At 71.3% G+C, this 15,635-nt stretch carries 13 protein-coding genes; 7 read left to right on the forward strand and 6 right to left on the reverse strand.

The annotated features are described in order from the left end of the window. The first annotated feature begins 11 nt into the window (after positions 1–11). A complete protein-coding gene (locus ACIA5C_RS14935) occupies positions 12–1,610 on the forward strand; it encodes a hypothetical protein (protein ID WP_396054663.1) in 1,599 nt (532 codons plus the stop codon). Here ACIA5C_RS14935 and ACIA5C_RS14940 read toward each other — a convergent pair. Together ACIA5C_RS14940 and ACIA5C_RS14945 are read right to left on the reverse strand one after the other, a co-directional pair. Further along, positions 1,607–2,014, reverse strand: coding sequence for a VOC family protein (locus tag ACIA5C_RS14940; protein ID WP_396054665.1), 408 nt, complete (start codon positions 2,012–2,014; stop codon positions 1,607–1,609). The two genes, ACIA5C_RS14935 and ACIA5C_RS14940, sit on opposite strands and share 4 nt — an antisense overlap. Further along, positions 2,014–2,433, reverse strand: a complete 420-nt coding sequence (locus ACIA5C_RS14945; RefSeq protein ID WP_396054667.1) for a helix-turn-helix domain-containing protein — start codon at positions 2,431–2,433, stop codon at positions 2,014–2,016. The genes ACIA5C_RS14940 and ACIA5C_RS14945 overlap by 1 nt, the downstream gene beginning before the upstream one ends. Positions 2,434–2,520: 87 nt before the next feature. Here ACIA5C_RS14945 and ACIA5C_RS14950 point away from each other — a divergent pair, with 87 nt between their 5' ends. Then, a complete protein-coding gene (locus tag ACIA5C_RS14950) occupies positions 2,521–3,543 on the forward strand; it encodes an O-methyltransferase (protein ID WP_396054669.1) in 1,023 nt (340 codons plus the stop codon). Here ACIA5C_RS14950 and ACIA5C_RS14955 read toward each other — a convergent pair. After that, positions 3,503–3,985: a CAP domain-containing protein gene (locus tag ACIA5C_RS14955; protein ID WP_396054671.1), complete on the reverse strand. Its 483-nt coding sequence runs from the start codon at positions 3,983–3,985 to the stop codon at positions 3,503–3,505. The two genes, ACIA5C_RS14950 and ACIA5C_RS14955, sit on opposite strands and share 41 nt — an antisense overlap. A 226-nt stretch (positions 3,986–4,211) precedes the next feature. On the opposite strand from ACIA5C_RS14955, the gene ACIA5C_RS14960 reads away from it, so the two are divergent. Both ACIA5C_RS14960 and ACIA5C_RS14965 read left to right on the forward strand, forming a co-directional pair. Then, positions 4,212–6,413 carry a glycosyltransferase gene (locus ACIA5C_RS14960; RefSeq protein ID WP_396054673.1) on the forward strand — a complete coding sequence of 734 codons (2,202 nt, stop codon included), beginning with the start codon at positions 4,212–4,214 and terminating at the stop codon, positions 6,411–6,413. Beyond that, positions 6,406–7,089: a hypothetical protein gene (locus ACIA5C_RS14965; RefSeq protein ID WP_396054675.1), complete on the forward strand. Its 684-nt coding sequence runs from the start codon at positions 6,406–6,408 to the stop codon at positions 7,087–7,089. The genes ACIA5C_RS14960 and ACIA5C_RS14965 overlap by 8 nt, the downstream gene beginning before the upstream one ends. Positions 7,090–7,115: 26 nt before the next feature. Here ACIA5C_RS14965 and ACIA5C_RS14970 read toward each other — a convergent pair whose 3' ends face one another. Beyond that, the gene (locus tag ACIA5C_RS14970; RefSeq protein WP_396054677.1) at positions 7,116–9,278 is read right to left on the reverse strand and encodes an acyltransferase family protein; all 2,163 of its coding nucleotides are present in this window, start codon (positions 9,276–9,278) and stop codon (positions 7,116–7,118) included. A 75-nt stretch (positions 9,279–9,353) separates the two neighbouring features. Between ACIA5C_RS14970 and ACIA5C_RS14975 the strand changes: the two genes are divergently transcribed. After that, the gene (locus ACIA5C_RS14975; RefSeq protein ID WP_396054679.1) at positions 9,354–10,928 is read left to right on the forward strand and encodes a hypothetical protein; all 1,575 of its coding nucleotides are present in this window, start codon (positions 9,354–9,356) and stop codon (positions 10,926–10,928) included. Beyond that, positions 10,925–11,881 (forward strand): glycosyltransferase family 2 protein, encoded by a 957-nt coding sequence (locus ACIA5C_RS14980; protein ID WP_396054681.1) that lies wholly within the window; start codon positions 10,925–10,927, stop codon positions 11,879–11,881. The genes ACIA5C_RS14975 and ACIA5C_RS14980 overlap by 4 nt, the downstream gene beginning before the upstream one ends. A gap of 38 nt (positions 11,882–11,919) precedes the next feature. Here ACIA5C_RS14980 and ACIA5C_RS14985 read toward each other — a convergent pair whose 3' ends face one another. Further along, a complete protein-coding gene (locus tag ACIA5C_RS14985) occupies positions 11,920–13,182 on the reverse strand; it encodes a nucleotide sugar dehydrogenase (RefSeq protein WP_396054683.1) in 1,263 nt (420 codons plus the stop codon). Positions 13,183–13,225: 43 nt separating this feature from the next. Next, on the reverse strand, positions 13,226–15,058 hold the full coding sequence (locus ACIA5C_RS14990) for a stealth family protein (protein ID WP_396054685.1): 1,833 nt from the start codon (positions 15,056–15,058) through the stop codon (positions 13,226–13,228). Positions 15,059–15,350: 292 nt separating this feature from the next. On the opposite strand from ACIA5C_RS14990, the gene ACIA5C_RS14995 reads away from it, so the two are divergent. Then, entirely contained in the window at positions 15,351–15,581 is a 231-nt protein-coding gene (locus tag ACIA5C_RS14995) for a hypothetical protein (RefSeq protein ID WP_396054687.1), read from the forward strand. Positions 15,582–15,635: the final 54 nt, after the last annotated feature.

Here is a 15,635-nt window from a genome sequence, read left to right on the forward strand (position 1 = left end):
GGACGGGTTCGTTGGGCAGCAACGTGGCCGCACCGATCGTCGACGTCCCGATGCAGGTTCGCACCGAGCCGATTCTCGTGGCACGGCCACAGGTCGGCGGGATGTGGCGGCGTGCGGTGTGGCGGGCCGTGCTGGTGCCCCTCGCGGTGCTGTCGCCGATCGTGGCGCTGGCGCCGACCGCGGACCACCGGTTCAACATCTACTGGCACGGCGGGCTGTTCCGGAACGACCCGCTGCGGATCGTCCCGGACACCGTCAGCTCGCTGCCCGGCTATCTGAGGGCGGGCAACTTCCGGCCGTTCGGCCGGATCGTCGAGAAGCTCATCGACCTGGCCTCCTACCTGCTGGCCGACGTCTTCGGGATCCCGGCCAACGTGGCGTTCCGGCTGGTCGAGATGGTCTGCGCGGTAGTGCTCAGCCTGGCCGTGCTGCTGCTGGCCGAGAGCGTGCTGTCGCCCGGGCCGATGTTCCGCCGGCCACCGTCCACGGTGGCCGCCCTGCTGCCGTTCGTGGTCGGTGCCGGGTTCGTGGCGGCCGGGCGGGCAAGTCCGGTCGTGCTGTTCGGCGGGCTCTACTTCACGTCGTCCGCGCTGGTCTTCGCGGTGGCGGCGGTGATCAGCCGGACCAGGCCCGATCGGCGCCTGCGACGACGCTTACTCGTCCCGCTTCTGCTGGCCGGGGCGGCGCTGGCGAGCTTCAACGAGATCGCCTACTTCGCCCTGCCGCTGGCCACCGTCGCGGCGGCCGTGCGCGGGCGGTACGTGCTCGGCGTACCGTGGCGCCGCCTGGCCGGAGGCGGATCGGCGAAGCTCCTCACCGTGCTGTGGCTCGGGTTTCTGCCCGTCTTCGTGGCCGTCCGGGTGGCTATCGCCCGGGACTGCGCGGCCGGCGCGTGCTACCGCGGTTCGGACGTGCACGTGAGCGGCGCGATCGCGACCACCCTGCCCGAGCGGACGGTCGCCTGGTTCCCGCCGCTGATGTGGCAGAGCGCGGTGCACGGCGGCAGCCATCGGCCCTGGTTCGCCGGCATGGTGCTGATACTCGCCCTGGTGGTGCTCGCCGCGCTGGCCGTGCACGCCGCGCGCGACCTCCGGCGACTGTCCCCGGTGGCTCGACATGCGGCGGCAAGCCTGGCCGTCGTCGCGGCCGTGCTGGTCCTGCTCGGTGCGGCGCTCGGCGCGCTCAACGCCGACGTGCAGCAGATCGTCGCCGCCCACCGCTGGGGTCAGGGCTGGCGGGACACCGCGTCCACCGCCCCGGCCGGCGCCCTGCTGATCGCGGCGGCCGCGCATCTGATGCCGCCGAAGCGGTGGCTGCTGACCGGGCTGATCGGGGTGCTCGCCCTCGGCGGCACCGCCTCGGCGACGGCCAACAAGCGCTTCCGCGACACCGTGACGAACACGCCCGCGGCCCGGCTCGACGACCGGCTCGCCCAGGCGATGGCCGACTTCGACCCGACACCGGCCGGCCAGTCCCGTCGCTGCGAGCTGCGGGACGAGTTCTTCGCGATGTTCCGGTCGACGCCGTTCTCGCTGCGGCGCTTCGACCAGGCCTTCGACACCGCGTCGGAGCAGCGGGCCGGACAGCCGTTCTGTCCCACGAAGCGCTAGCTGCCCGGCTGGAGGATCCGGATGGCGTTGCCGAACGGGTCCCGCAGGCCCATGTCGGTGCCGTAGAAGTGGTCGGTGGGCTCCTGCGTGAAGTCGGTGAATCCCTGCGACCGCAGCGACTCGTAGAGCCCGCGCACGTCGTCGGCGATGAGAACCAGGCCGTTCAGGGCACCCTTGGCGACCAGTTCCCGCAGCTGCTCGGCGGTCGCCTCGTCGTGCAGCGGCGGACCCGGCTGCTCCAGCTGGATCTCGGTCTCGGCGCCCGGCACCCGGACGGTCAGCCAGCGGTACGAGCCCTGCCGGACGTCGTTGCCCTTCTCGAGACCGAGCTTGCCGACGTAGAAGTCCAGCGCCTCGTCCTTGTCCAGGACGTAGATGGAAGCAACGTTCAGTTTCGTGATCATTACGTCAGGCTAAGCGGAGCCGCCCGGCGATGGCTTATCCGAAACTGCGCCATCTGGACGCAGCCGGGCACGACGACCGGTCCGTGACCGCGGCGATAGGCCGACGGCGACTCCCCGACGATCTCCCGGAACGTGCGGCTGAAGCTGCCGAGACTGGCGAACCCGACCGCGAAACAGACATCGGTGACACTGCGCTCGGTCTCTCGCAGCAGGAACATCGAGCGTTCCACCCGGCGGCGCTGAAGGTAGCGGTGCGGGGTCTCACCGAACACGCTCGAGAAGCAGCGGCTGAAATGGGCCGGCGAGATGTGGGCGACCGCGGCGATGGCCGGGACGTCGAGCGGCTCGGCGTACGCGCGGTCGATCGCGTCCCGGGCCCGCAGCAGGCGCCGGTTCAGTTCCTCGACCTTTCGGCTCACCTCGCCATGCTAGTGGGGGTCTTGCGCGTAACCCGTTGTCCACCTTGACGTTGACGAGTTGTGTCGGACCGATCGTGGAGGTTGTTGATGGGGCGCCTGCGCACCCTCACCCGTCGTCAGCTGGTGCTGGTCGGCGGTGCCGCGGTGCTCTGTGCCGCGGTCGCCGTCACGGCGCTGACCGGGCATTTCGGCGCCGCGCTGACCGTGCTCGGGGTGTTCTTCGCCGGCCTGCTGGCCGGCCTGCTGCTGATCGCCCGCCGGCTGACCGGCCTGGCCACCGCGCATCGCAAGGCCCAGCAGGACGTACGCACGATCCTCGACCAGACGCAGCGGCGCGTGCTCGGCGCGGTCGAGGAGTTGCTGCTCAACGCCGGCGACCGGCACCGTGAGCTGACCGACAAGCTGGCCGCCCAGCAGAAGTCGTCGGCCTGGGGCACCGAGCACCTGCTGCGCGCGCAGACCCGCGAGATCGAGGGCCTGATCCAGCTCTTCCAGGGCTTCACGGCGCGGGCGCCGATGCCGTCCTCGGGCGGGTTCGCGCTCAACCCGACCGACCTGCTCGACCTGCTGCACCTGGTGCGTACGCGCAAACCGCAACTGGTGCTGGAGCTGGGCAGCGGGACGTCGACGGTGTGGATCGCGTACGTGCTGCAGCAGATCGGCGGCCGGCTGGTGTCGCTCGACCACGAGGCCGGCTACGCGCAGAAGACCCGCGATGCCCTGGAACAGCACGGGCTCACCGACGTGGCCGAGGTGCGCGAGGCCCCGCTGCGCCCGGTCGTCCTCGACGGCCGCACCTTCCCCTGGTACGACGTCGAAGCCTGCGCCGACCTCACCGACGTCGACCTGCTCGTCATCGACGGGCCGCCGGAGAAGACCGGGCCGGACGCGCGCTACCCGGCCATGCGGGTGCTCGAGGACCGGCTCGCCGATCGCGCGACGATCCTGTTCGACGACGCCAACCGGGCGGCCGAGCAGGCCGCGCTGCGCAAGTGGGTGGACACGATCGAGGGCCTCACCCTTCAGGGTGAAGCCCTCGGACGTCATGCGGTGCTGTCCTACCAGCGACTCAGTAGCCAAAGTCCTGCGTGTAGTACGGCGTCCCGTTAGCGGCGAACACCGCGCCGACGCCGACCGTGGTCGCCTTGCAGTTGAGCAGGTTGGCCCGGTGCGGCGGGCTGGCCAGCCACGCCTTCACGACGTCCAGGCCGGTGCGGTAGCCGTAGGCGATGTTCTCGGCCAGCGGCTTCGAGTAGTGCGCGGCCTTGTCGCGGTAGACGAAGTCCGAACCGCCCCGGCCGGTGTGGCTGAACGCGCCGGTCTGCGCCATGTACGCCGAGTGCGCGGTGCTGGCCGCGGCCAGCCGGGTGTCCTTGCGGACAGCGCCGCAGCCGTGCAGCGCGCGCTGCTTGTTGGTCAGGTAGACGATGTCGCCGGCGATCTTCGCCGGGCTGTCCGCGGCCTGCGCCGGGGATGCGACCAGGACCAGGCCGAGCAGGGTGGCGGGGATCATGGCGATCAGGGCCAGACGCTTGATGATCGAGGTACGCATATGTTTTCCGGAGCCTTTCGCGGTGGTCGGCCCGGCTGCTTCCGCCGGGTTCACCGACAAAGTTCGGCGCCGGACGAGCCCGCCTGATGCCCGCACGGGTGCCTTGACGGGGCCCTTCGGTTGCCGCCCGGTTGACTACCGGCCCGGGGTTGCCGAGCCGTTGCGGACCGGTGCTCCAGGTCGTTGTCATCGGAGGACCTGTCCACGAGCAAGGGGGCCCACCGCCGTGTACGACGTGGCGATCCTGTCCGACTTCCGCTATCCCGGCGGCACCTCGGCGAGCATCGCCGCCGAAGTGCACGCTCAGGCCGAGGCGGCGCTCTCGACGGTTCTGGTGCATGTGCCGTCGCCGCACCAGCCGCGGGCGCTGCCGTTCAGCCCCCGGATCAGCGACCTGATCCGCGACGGGGTGGCGACGCTGGCCCGCGAGGACGAACCGGTCAGCGCCCGGCTGCTGCTGATCCGGCAGCCGCGCATCTTCACCCAGGACCCGCTGACGCCGCCCCGGGTGCGCGCCGACCGTACGGTCATGGTGATCAACCAGCCGCCGGGGGACGCCGAGAACCCGTACCGCTACTACGACTTCGCGGCCGTGAAGGAGCGGGTGCACCGCTACTTCGGCGGCGACGTGGTCTGGGCGCCGATCAGCCAGCAGGTCCGCGACCAGGTGCTCGAGGTCGCCCCGGACGCCCGGCTGGCCGGCGAGGACTGGCACGAGATCATCGACGTGGCGCACTGGTGGCGCGACCGGGACTCGTTCGTCGGTGACGTGCCGGTGATCGGCCGGCACGGGCGGGCCGACCCGGTGAAATGGCCGCGCGACGCCGAGCAGATTCTCGCCGCCTATCCGGAGACCGACGACATGCGGGTGCGGGTGCTCGGCGGCGGCGAGATCGCGGTCAAACGGCTGGGCCGCCAGCCCGACAACTGGGACGTCGTGCGCTTCGGCGCCGAACGGCCGGACGAGTTCCTGCGCACCATCGACTTCTTCGTCTACTTCCATGACCTCCAGTGGCTGGAGGCGTTCGGCCGCACGATCCTCGAGGCGATGGCCAGCGGGGTGCCGGTGATCCTGGGCGAGCATTTCCGCCCGAGCTTCTCCGACGCGGCCCTCTACTGCACGCCCGAACAGGCGCCGCGGCTGGTCCGCGAGCTGTACGCCGACCCCGACCGCTACCAGGAAGTGGTGCGGCGGGCCCGCGAGTTCGCCGAGCGCCGCTACGGCCACCAGTCCCACCTGACCCGGCTGACCGCCCTCGGCATCGGCTCCAAGATCTCCGTGCCGGCCCCGCGCCGGGAACCGGGCCCGGTCGCGAAGAAACACCGCGTCCTGATGCTCAGCGACAACGGCGCCGGCATGGGCCACCTCTCCCGCCTCATGGCGATCGGCCGCCGGCTCCCCGGCGACTTCGAGGCGGTCATCGCCACCCAGTCGTACGCCGCGCCGGTGGCGATCCGGGAAGGCTTCCTCACCGAGTACGTGCCGTCCCGCAAGGTGCTCGACGCCGGCCGCCCGCGCTGGACGCGGGTGCTGCGGGAACGCCTGGCCCACCTCATCGACCTGCACCGCCCCGAGATCGTGGCGGTCGACAGCGTGCCCCACGACGGCATCGTCGCCGCGGTCGAGGACCATCCCGGCATCACCTGGGTGTGGGTGCGCCGGGCGATGTGGCAGCGCGGCGTCGGCGACGAGTGGATCGCGGCCGGCAAGGTCTTCGACTACGTGCTCGAACCGGGCGAGTTCGCCGCCGCGGCCGACGAGGGGCCGACGGTGGCCGAGCGGGCGACCGCGCACCGGGTCGGCCCGATCACCTTCCTCGACGAGTCGGAACTGCTCGACCGGGAGACCGCCCGCCGCGAACTCGGCCTCGACGATCGACCGGCCGCCCTGCTGCAACTCGGCGCCGGCAACATCGACGACATCGCCTCGCCCGCCGTACGCGCCGGCACCCACCTGGTCGACCACGGCTTCCAGCTGGTGATGGCCGAGTCGGCGATCGCCACCGAGCCGCTGCGGCCGCTGCCCGGGGCCAAGGTGGTCAAGCTCTATCCGCTCAGCCGCTATCTGCGGGCCTTCGACCTGACGGTCAGCGCGGCCGGCTACAACTCGTACCACGAGCAGATCGGCTTCGCCGTGCCCACGGTGTTCCTGCCCAACCGCCAGACCAAATTGGACGATCAGGTCGGGCGGGCCCGCTTCGCGGCGACGAGCGGGGCGGCGCTGATCGTCGAGGACCCGTCGTCCGACGAACTGGAACGCGTACTCGATCAGGCGGTCGACCCGGCCGTACGGGAAAAGCTGATCCGGCGCTGCCGGGCGCTGGCGTTCGAGGGCGGTGGTGGCGAAGCCGCCGCCTGGCTGAGCGGCCTGACCCGTCGTCCTCAACCCGAGATGCGACAAGAGGGCCCGGTGAGGGCGGATGTCTGAGATGCCCCAGCAGAAGACGGCTCCCGAGGTCGACTGGAACCGGCACGCGCTGGACCGGGCCCGCTGGGAACTCGCCGCGATGGCCGGCCGCCTGCGCACCCTCGAAAGCCGGCTGGCCGAGGAACAGCAGAACGCCGAGGAGGCCCGCAAGGAACGCGACCGCGAACGCCGCCGCGCCGACCGCCTGCTCGGCAGCGAGTCGTACCGGCTCGGCTTCGGCCTGGTCTCGCTGGTCAAGGACCCGGTGCACACGGTGCCCCGGCTCGCCCGGGCGGTGCTGCGGCGCCTGCACGACCGCCGCCGGAGCACCCCGCCGGTCAAGACCAAGGCGCCGGTCGCGGCCCAGCGGCCGCCGGTGCACCTGTACGTGCTGATCGGACTCGACGAGGAAGGTCTGCGCGACTTCGTGCTGACGTTGCGGCAGCGCCTGCTGGTCAACCCCGACCACCGGCCGGTCGTGGTCACCGACAGCCCGTCCTTCAGCCTGCTGCGCGACCTGGGCGTCCTGCTCGAATATCTGCCCGACCGCGCGACCTGGGACCGGCACCGCCCGGACGAGTCGTGGAACGACGTGCTGACCCGGCGCCTGGCCCAGCTCTACCGCGACCACGACACGGCCCGCACCATCATCGTCGACCGCACGCAGCCGCCGACCCTGGCCGACCTGCTGCGGTAGAGGCGTTCCGGCGCCGCCTCCCGCGGTTACGGGAGGGCGGCGGCCAGGAGCGGGGCCAGCGCCCTCGAGTACGTCGTGGTCATGTGGTTCGAGTCCCGGTAGACGAGAGTGTTGCCGACCACGGTGGGGCACGTGTCGGTGCAGAACCAGGTGATCGGGTCGATGATTTTGGCCGGCCCGCTCGTCGCGTACGAAAGAAAGACCTGACGCTGCACCGGGCCGCGCAGCGCGGAATGCCGGCTGCGGCGGCAATTGGTCGCGTGCTTCTGATTTTCCGGTTGACCGAGGCACTCGGGCACCGACTGACCCATGTAGGGCGTGTCGGCGATCGCGGCGACCTTAGCGCCGGCGGCCGTGAGCTCGCCGAAAGTGCGATCCCAGGCCGTCTTCCACTGGCTGCCCTCGTCGGGCCCGGGAAAGGCCGGGCGGTAGTTGAAGCTCGACCCGATGACCACGAGCGCCGGTTTGAGGGCCGTGATGCGGGCGATCGCCGAGCGGTGAAAGGCCTCGCACTCGGTGTAGGGCCGCTTCAAGGTGTCGTGCCACAGCGGGAGATCGGCGGCCGAGCACGAGCTCTTGCTCAGCGAGACGAGCCGCCAGTGCTTCTGCCGGGCGATCAGGTCGAGGGCCGGGAACCATTGCGCGGCATGGGAATCGCCGAACAGCACGACCGTGGTGGCGGAGTCCGGGTCGCCGAAGACACAGCCGCCGGGGGCGGCGGTGACCGGCACGTCGACGTGGCAGCCGTCGTCCCAGACCTCGGCCCGGTCGTGGCCGGCCCGGGTGAGCGCGGGTTGCAGGTTGGCCGGGAGCACGTCGAGGCCGCGGCCCTGCGTGATCAGCTCGGTCAGCGCCTTCGCCGGATCGGCGGCCACGGCCAGGGTGGCGCGGAGGTCGGCCTGTTTCGCGCCGACCGGCATGGCGTGGGGGAGCACGACCAGTGCGCACGCGACGGCGGCGGCCGTTGCGGAAAGGCCGGCACCCAGGGTCAGGGCTCGCCGCGGACGGTCGCGGAGGCGGCGGATCGGGCTCTCGACGAACCGGTAGGTGAGGGCGGCGAGGCCCAGCGCGGCGGTCGCGGCCAGCAGCCGTTGCCAGGTGTTGTGGGTGGGGGCGATGACGAGGATCGGCCAGTGCCAGAGGTACCAGCTGTAGGAGAAGCGGCCGATGGTCTGCATGGGTGCGAGGGTGAGGAGGCGGCCTGCGCCGGCGCCGTTGGAGGCCAGGAGCAGGGCGGCTCCGGCGACCGGGAGGGCGGCGCGCCAGCCGGGGTAGGCCGTGGCGTCGTCGAAGCGGATCGCGGCGGCGATGATCGCCGCGAGCCCGAGGATGCCGGCCGCGGACCATCCCAGGCGCGCTGTGGATCGCCCTGGGTGCGCTTTGGATCGCCTTAGGCGCGCCACGGACCACCCCCGCCCCGTTCTGGGTGGGGCCGAGTAGACCACCCGGGTCTGACGTTTTTTCGTGGTCATCCACAGCGCGAGCAACGCACCCACCCCGAGCTCCCAGACCCGGGTGTGCGGCCCGAAATAGGCCCACGGCGCCGACCGGGCGGTCTCGGTCACGCTGAGCGCGAACGATCCCGCGACCAGCAACCCGAGAACGACGGCGAGAACCCTTTTCCAGCGTCCGATCAACAGGATCAACAGCGGCCAGAACAGGTAGAACTGCTCCTCGACGGCCAACGACCAGAAGTGCTGGAACGGCGACGGCGACTGATCGGCACTCAGATAGTCCGTGCCGGTGACGGCGAACCGCAGATTGGCCACATAGCCCGTGGCGGCCAGCGCGTCCTTGGCGAACGACCCCAATCGCACCACCGGCAACAGGAACCGCGCCGCCACCAACGTGACGACCAGCACCAGCACGGCGGCCGGCAGCAGCCGCACCGCCCGGCGCGCATAGAAACGGGCGATCGACAGCCGCCCCGTCGACTCCACCTCACGAACCAGCAGCGACGTGATCAGGAATCCGGAGATCACGAAGAAGACGTCGACCCCCACGTAGCCGCCGGGTACGAACCGCAGCCCGACGTGCCCCAGCACGACCAGCACCACGGCGACGGCCCGCAGTCCTTCGATGTCGGCGCGGAAGCCGCCCGCCTGAGGATCGGGGTGGCCGCCGGGGAGGGTTCGCTGGCTCGGCAGACCGGCGGCCGGGGCCCGCTCGGCAGTGACGAAGTTGCGCACGGTTGCCCAACGTCCGCGGCCGCGCTTGGACGCGTGCTCTCGCAACTTCGCCCGCGTCGTGGTCGTTGGTCCATCGTGACCGTCGAGACCGCTCCGCCGCCGCCCGCGGCCCGCCCGGCCCGGCGGCCGGCCCCGGCGGTCCCGGTGGCCCGGCCGTGGCGAAAGGCGGTCCGGAACTGCGCCCTGGTTCCGCTGATCGTGCTGATTCCGCTGGTCGCGCTGACTCCTTCGGCCGATCATCGCTTCAACGTCTATGCGAACGGCGGCCTCTACGCCGGCCGCCCGTGGCAGATGGTCGTCACCGCGGTCGAGTCGGTACCGCAGTTCCTGCGGCTGGGCAATTTTCGTCCGCTCGGGCGGATCGTCGAGTGGTCGCTCGACCTGCTCGCGTTCGGGATGACCGGCCTGCTCGGCGTTCCGGCCAACATCGCCCTGCGGTTGGTCTCGTTCGCCGCCGCGATCGTGCTCACCCTGGCCGCCGTGGTCTTCGCCGAGGCCGTGACCGCCCGCGGACGCCTGTTCGCGAGCACCCCGTCGGTTCTGGTCGCGACCATGCCGTTCGCGGTCGGCGCGGGTTTCGTGGCGGCCGGCCGCACCAGCACGACGGTCCTGTTCGGCGGCCTCTACTTCCTGTCCGCCGCGCTGGTTCTGGGCGTGGCCGCGTACGTCTGCCGGGTCACCCGCCTGAACTGGCGCCGAGCGTTGCTGATCGTGCTCGCCGGGGCCGCGCTGGCATCGTTCAACGAGCTCGCGGCCCTGGCCCTGCCGCTCACGACGGTGGCCGTCGTGGTGCGGGAGCGGATGGTGCTGGGCCACGCCTTGCGACGACGGTCGAGCGTCAACGCGGCCATCCTGCTCTGGCTCGGCTTTCTGCCGGTCTTCGTTCCGGTACGCGTGATCATCTACTCGATGTGCGCTCACGGCGCCTGCTACACGGGTTCCGACGTCGCCCTGCCCGGCGCACCGGCCGCCCTGCCCAACCGTCTGGTGGCGTGGCTGCCCCCGCTCATGTGGCACCGGGCGGCCGACGGCACGCATCTGCGGCTGATCGGCGTCCTGCCCGCGCTGGCCTTGCTCGCCCTGGCCGTGCTGGCGTGGCGGGCCGCGCGGCAACTGCCCGGGCTGGCCACCCTGGACCGCCGGCAGTCGTTCGGTCTCGCCGTGGTCGCCGGGGCGGCCCTGCTGCTCGGTGCCGTCCTGTCCGCGCTCAACTCCGACCTTCAGGCGCTGGCCCGGCAGGGGGTCTGGGGCCAGGGCTGGCGTGAGAGCGGCCTGACCGGCGCGGCCGGCGGCATCCTGGTCGCGGCCCTGGTCGCCGGCCGGTGCCGCAGCTGGGCGGCGGCGACGCTGGTGCCGCTGGTGGTGGCCGGGACGATCGCGGTCGCGGCCAACAAGGGGGTGCACGACGGGAGTTCGGCCGGGAGCTATCCGTACCTGCACGACCGGATCGCGCAGGAGATCGCCGACTTCGACGCGACGGCGGCCGGGGACGCCCGCCGGTGCGAACTGCGGGCGTTGTTCGTCGGGACTTCGATCGCCAACCACCACGGGCGCGTGGATCCGGCGGAACTGGAGCGCATCGACGTGAGCCTCAACCGCGCGACCGGCCGGCTGGACGGGCGCCGATTCTGCAGCAAGGCCCCGCGATGAGCCGGCTGATCTCGGTGGTCGCGCCGATCTACAACGAGGGCCCGGGCGTTGACCGGTTCGTGGAGCGGCTCTCGCAGGTCCTGCGCGGGGAGAACTTCGAACTCGTCCTGGTCGACGACGGCTCGGCCGACGACTCTTGGGAGCGCATCTGCAAGCTCGCGGCTTCCGACGAGCGGGTCCGCGGCGTCCAGCTGTCCCGCAACTTCGGCAAGGAGTCGGCGCTGCTGGCCGGCCTCGAGCACGCCGAAGGCGACGCGGTCGTGGTGATCGATTCCGACCTGCAGCATCCGCCGTCGGCCATCCCGGCCATGGTCCGGCTGTGGCAGGACGGCTTTCAGGTGGTCGAGGCGGTCAAGCGCAACCGGACCGGGCAGGGCCTGATCGGCCGGCTCGGCGGCAAGCTGTTCAACCGGGCGTTCACCGGGCTGACCCACGTGGACCTGGTCAACGCGACCGACTTCCGGTTGCTCAGCCGTACGGCGTTGGACGCGCTGTTGCGGCTGCCCGAGCATTCGTCGTTCTTCCGGGGCACCAGCAACTGGATCGGCTTCCGGCGCACCACGATCGAGGTCGACATCGACCACCGGGAGGGCGGCGCGTCCCGCTGGACCTTCCGTTCGCTGTTCCGCCTCGCGGTCAACGGGCTCACCTCGTTCACCTCGGCGCCGCTGCACCTGGTGACCATGGTCGGGCTGGCGTTCGCCGCGTTCGCGGTGCTGCTGGGCGCTCAGACGTTGATCCGCTGGGTGCGCGGCGGCTCGGTGGCCGGCTTCCCGACCGTCATCCTGCTGCTGCTCGTGCTGGGCACGTTCATCCTGCTGGGCCTGGGGGTGATCGGGGAGTATCTGGCCCGCATCCACGAGGAGGTCCGGGCCCGGCCGCGCTATCTGGTGCAGGAGAAGTCGGAGACGCCGAAGCCGGTGGTGATCGGGCAGCGGGCCGAGCGCTCGTGACGCCGGGGCCCGCTGAGCGCGCGCCCCGGCACTTCAAGTCAGAGGCGGTGCGCCTCGCGCGTGGTCGTCACGCCCCGGGTGTCGAAGAACCGCTTGGCCAGTCCGGCGAGATGGTCCGCGTCGTACTCCCGGTGGTGCTGCACGAGGACCACGAGGTCGGCCGCCGCGGCGGCGCCCTCGAGGTCTTCGGTACGCGCCACCTCGACGTTGCCCACGGTCCATGACGTCACGTGCGGGTCGTGATATTGCACCGTGGCACCGAGGGCGGTCAACTGGCGGGCGAGCGGCGTCGCCGGTGACTCCCGCTGGTCGGCGATGTTCGCCTTGTACGTGACCCCGAGCAGCAGGATCGTCGCCCCGTGCACGGCCTGCCCGTCGGCGTTGAGCAGGTTCTGCGCGCGCCGCGCCACGTAGTCGGGCATCGTCGCGTTGATCTCCTGCGCGAGCTCGACGAACCGGAACGGGTACCCGAGTTTGGTGCGCACGTTGTGGCTCAGATAGTTGGGGTCGATCGGAATGCAGTGCCCGCCGACGCCCGGCCCGGGATAGAACGGCTGGAACCCGAACGGTTTGGTCGACGCCGCGTGGATGACGTCCCACAGGTCGATGCCGAGCTCGTGGCAGAACCGCGCCATCTCGTTGACCAGCGCGATGTTGACGTGCCGGTAGGTGTTCTCGAGCAGCTTGGCGGTCTCCGCCTCGCGCGTGCCCTTGGTGCGGACGACGGTCTCGACGAACCGTCCGTAGAACGCCGCCACCCGGTCGGTGCAGTCCGGCGTGTACCCGCCGACGACCTTGGGGGTGTTCCGGGCTCCGAACTTCTCGTTGCCCGGGTCGATCCGCTCGGGGGAGAAGGCGAGGTGGAAGTCGATGCCCGCGGTCAGCCCGGAGAGCTTCTCGAGCAGCGGGCGCACGACCTCGTCGGTGGTGCCCGGATAGGTCGTCGATTCCAGCACGACCAGCATGTCGGCGCGCAGGTTGCGCCCGATCGCCTCGGTCGCCCCGATCACCGCGCGCAGGTCGGGTCCGTCGCCCTCGGCGAGCGGGGTCGGCACGCAGATCACCGCGGTGTTCGCGCTCGCGATCAGGCGCTCGTCGGTGGTCGCCCGGAACCCGTGGGCGAGCATCTCGGCCACGTCGGCGTCGCTCAGGTCGTCCACGTGCGACCGTCCTTCGGCGAGGGTGCCGACGACGCCGGCGTTCACGTCGAAGCCGAGCACCTTGAGGCCGGCGCGGGTGGCCTGCTGTGCGAGCGGCAGTCCCACATATCCCAGTCCCAGGATGGCAACGTCATAAGTCATGAAATTTCCCCTTCAAGAAGGCGCGAGGCCGCGGGACGGGTGGTCAGGCGACGGAGGAATCGGAGGACGGCGACGCCGGCTGCGACGGCAGGGCGATGTCCGGGTGGATCGGGTCGGTGGGCGCGCGCGTCGCCTGCCGGGCCACCACCGGCGCCGGCGCCGGGGCGAGCGTCGTGGTGCCCGGCCGCGGCGTCGCCAGCTCGAACGGCGACGGGAACGGCAGGTACGCGGGCAGGAAGTCGGCCAGCAACGCCGCCTGCTCGCCGGCGGCCGCCGGATCGGAGTCGGTGTCGTTCAGGCAGAACGCGTCGAGGTGCCGGTCGTGCAGCAGGCGGCTGAGCCGGAACGGCGTCGACGGGTCGGCCAGGTCGGTGTACATGTACTTGATCTCGCCCGGCGCGGCCCGCCCGGTCAGGTACGCGTAGTACTGCTGGAGCGAGGAGAGCAGCGAGATGTCGTCCGGATGCCGGAACTGATGCGCGGCGGTCGCCTCCACCTGCTCGGCGAACCGCAGCTCGATCTCGGCCAGCACGCTGCGCCGGGACGGGTGCGGGGTGTGCTTCATCTTCCGGGTCAGCACCCGCCCGAACGCCTCCTGGATCAGCCGCCGGTTGTTCTTCCCGGCCGAGTTGGCCGGCGGGTCGGTGGGCAGGCGGGGCGCCGAGTCGACAAGCGCGGTCGACGGGAAGAACCGGGTCAGCCCGCCCGGGGTGAAGAACATCTCGGGCGCCACCGGGCGGCCCAGGAAGACGTCGTCGTTGAGGTAGAGGAAATGCTCGGCCAGCCCCGGTATCCGGTGCAGTCGCGACTCGATGGCCTGCGAGTTGAAGGTCGGCAGGCGTCCGGAATCGCCGAAGATCTCCTTGTGCGGCACCACGGTGACCCGCGGATTGCTGGTGTCCAGCCAGGCCGGCACCTGCCCGTCGGTGACCAGGAACACGTGCCGCACCCAGGGCGCGAAGGCGTGCAGCGCGCGCATCGAGTAGCACAGCTCGTCCCGCGAGGCGTACCGCGAGTCGTTGGCCGTCTGTTCGCTGACCCCGGTCACCCAGCCGTTCTCCCGCAGCGCCCGTGCCTTGCGTTCCCGCCAGGCCGGATCGTTGCCGTCCACCCAGGTGTAGACGACGTCGATCGGGAAGCTCACGCGGTCCGGGCTGACCATCGTGAACACGTCGCGGGTGCGGTAGTGGGCGGTCTCACCGGGCACGCAGAACGGCCCGAAGACGTGCTCGGGGGCCTGCACCGCGGGCTCGTCGGCCGGCACGACGTCGGCGACCGGGTTGGGGCGCGGCCCGATCAGGACGTCCCGGTCCGCTTTCCAGAACTCGATCTCGCAGCCGTACTCGCTACCCAGCACCAGGCTTCCGTGCCGGTCGGTCACCGGCCAGCTCACCCGCAGGACCTTCGCGGCGCGCCGGGCGCGCCGCGGCTGCCGGCTCCGCCTCGGCAACACGATCTCGAGACGCCCGGCGTCGCTCGCGCTGAGTGCCTCGAGCACGCTCAGCGTCCGGTTGCGCTCGCTTTCCCGTACGGCGAGAGCCGTGCCGGTCAACGAGTCCACCGGTACGCGGAACCAGTCGATGCCGGCCGTGTCCAGGGCGGATACGACCCGGTCGAGGTTGGCCCGGCGTACCCCGGCCGGCGTGACCTGCTCGGCTCGCCGGGCCACCATCCGGCCGTGGGCGGTGCGAACTCCCATGATCGCGGCGTCGGCCGCCAGCCCGGGCCGCGGCCGGGCCTCCAGGGGCACCAGCAGGCGCGCCGTCCGGAGCCGGCGTTCCGGGGCCACCCGGGGCAGCAGCCGCTTCTGGGCTCCGGCGAGCATCCGCCGTCGGACCGGCCAGGGCGCGAAGCGCAGGATCCGCCGCAGGGGCACGCCGTCGTCCTTCCGCCGGTTCGGTGGGCGCGACCGCGGCTTCGCGTCCGGCGACCGCCGTGGTCACTGACCCCTCAACGGCATCCGCTGACCGGAGGTTGCGTCCCGTCCCGCCGGCGGATGTACTTTTTGTGACGCCAGATATCGCCGGTATACGGGATTTGCGGGCGTGACGGACCGGAACGGCGCAGGTCGACCCCTACGGGTGCGCGTCAGGGGTTCGGCCGATGGGCGGAGTTGCTTCGCTGAGGCATGGTGGAAGTCGAACTCTTCCCTCGTGCAGGAGGCTCCGATGGGTAAGGCGTTGGCAATGCTGCTCGCCGGTGTGGTGGGCGTGGTCCTGGTCGGATGGCTTGCCATCAAGATCCTCGCGCCACTGCTCTTCTTCTTGATCGTGGGCGCGATCGTGATCGGCGGCGGCGCCCTGCTGTACGCGAAGGCCAAGCGGGCCGTCGCTCCCGGCACCCGTAACCACAACCGGATCGAGGCCGCGCGGGAGACCTACCGCATGCGCAACCGGTGAGGCTTCGCCCGGCCGGTTAGGCTTGCGTCATCAAACTCCCTCTGACCATCGGGA

Source organism: Actinoplanes sp. NPDC051343 (assembly GCF_044455125.1).
Classification (GTDB): Bacteria; Actinomycetota; Actinomycetes; order Mycobacteriales; family Micromonosporaceae; genus Actinoplanes.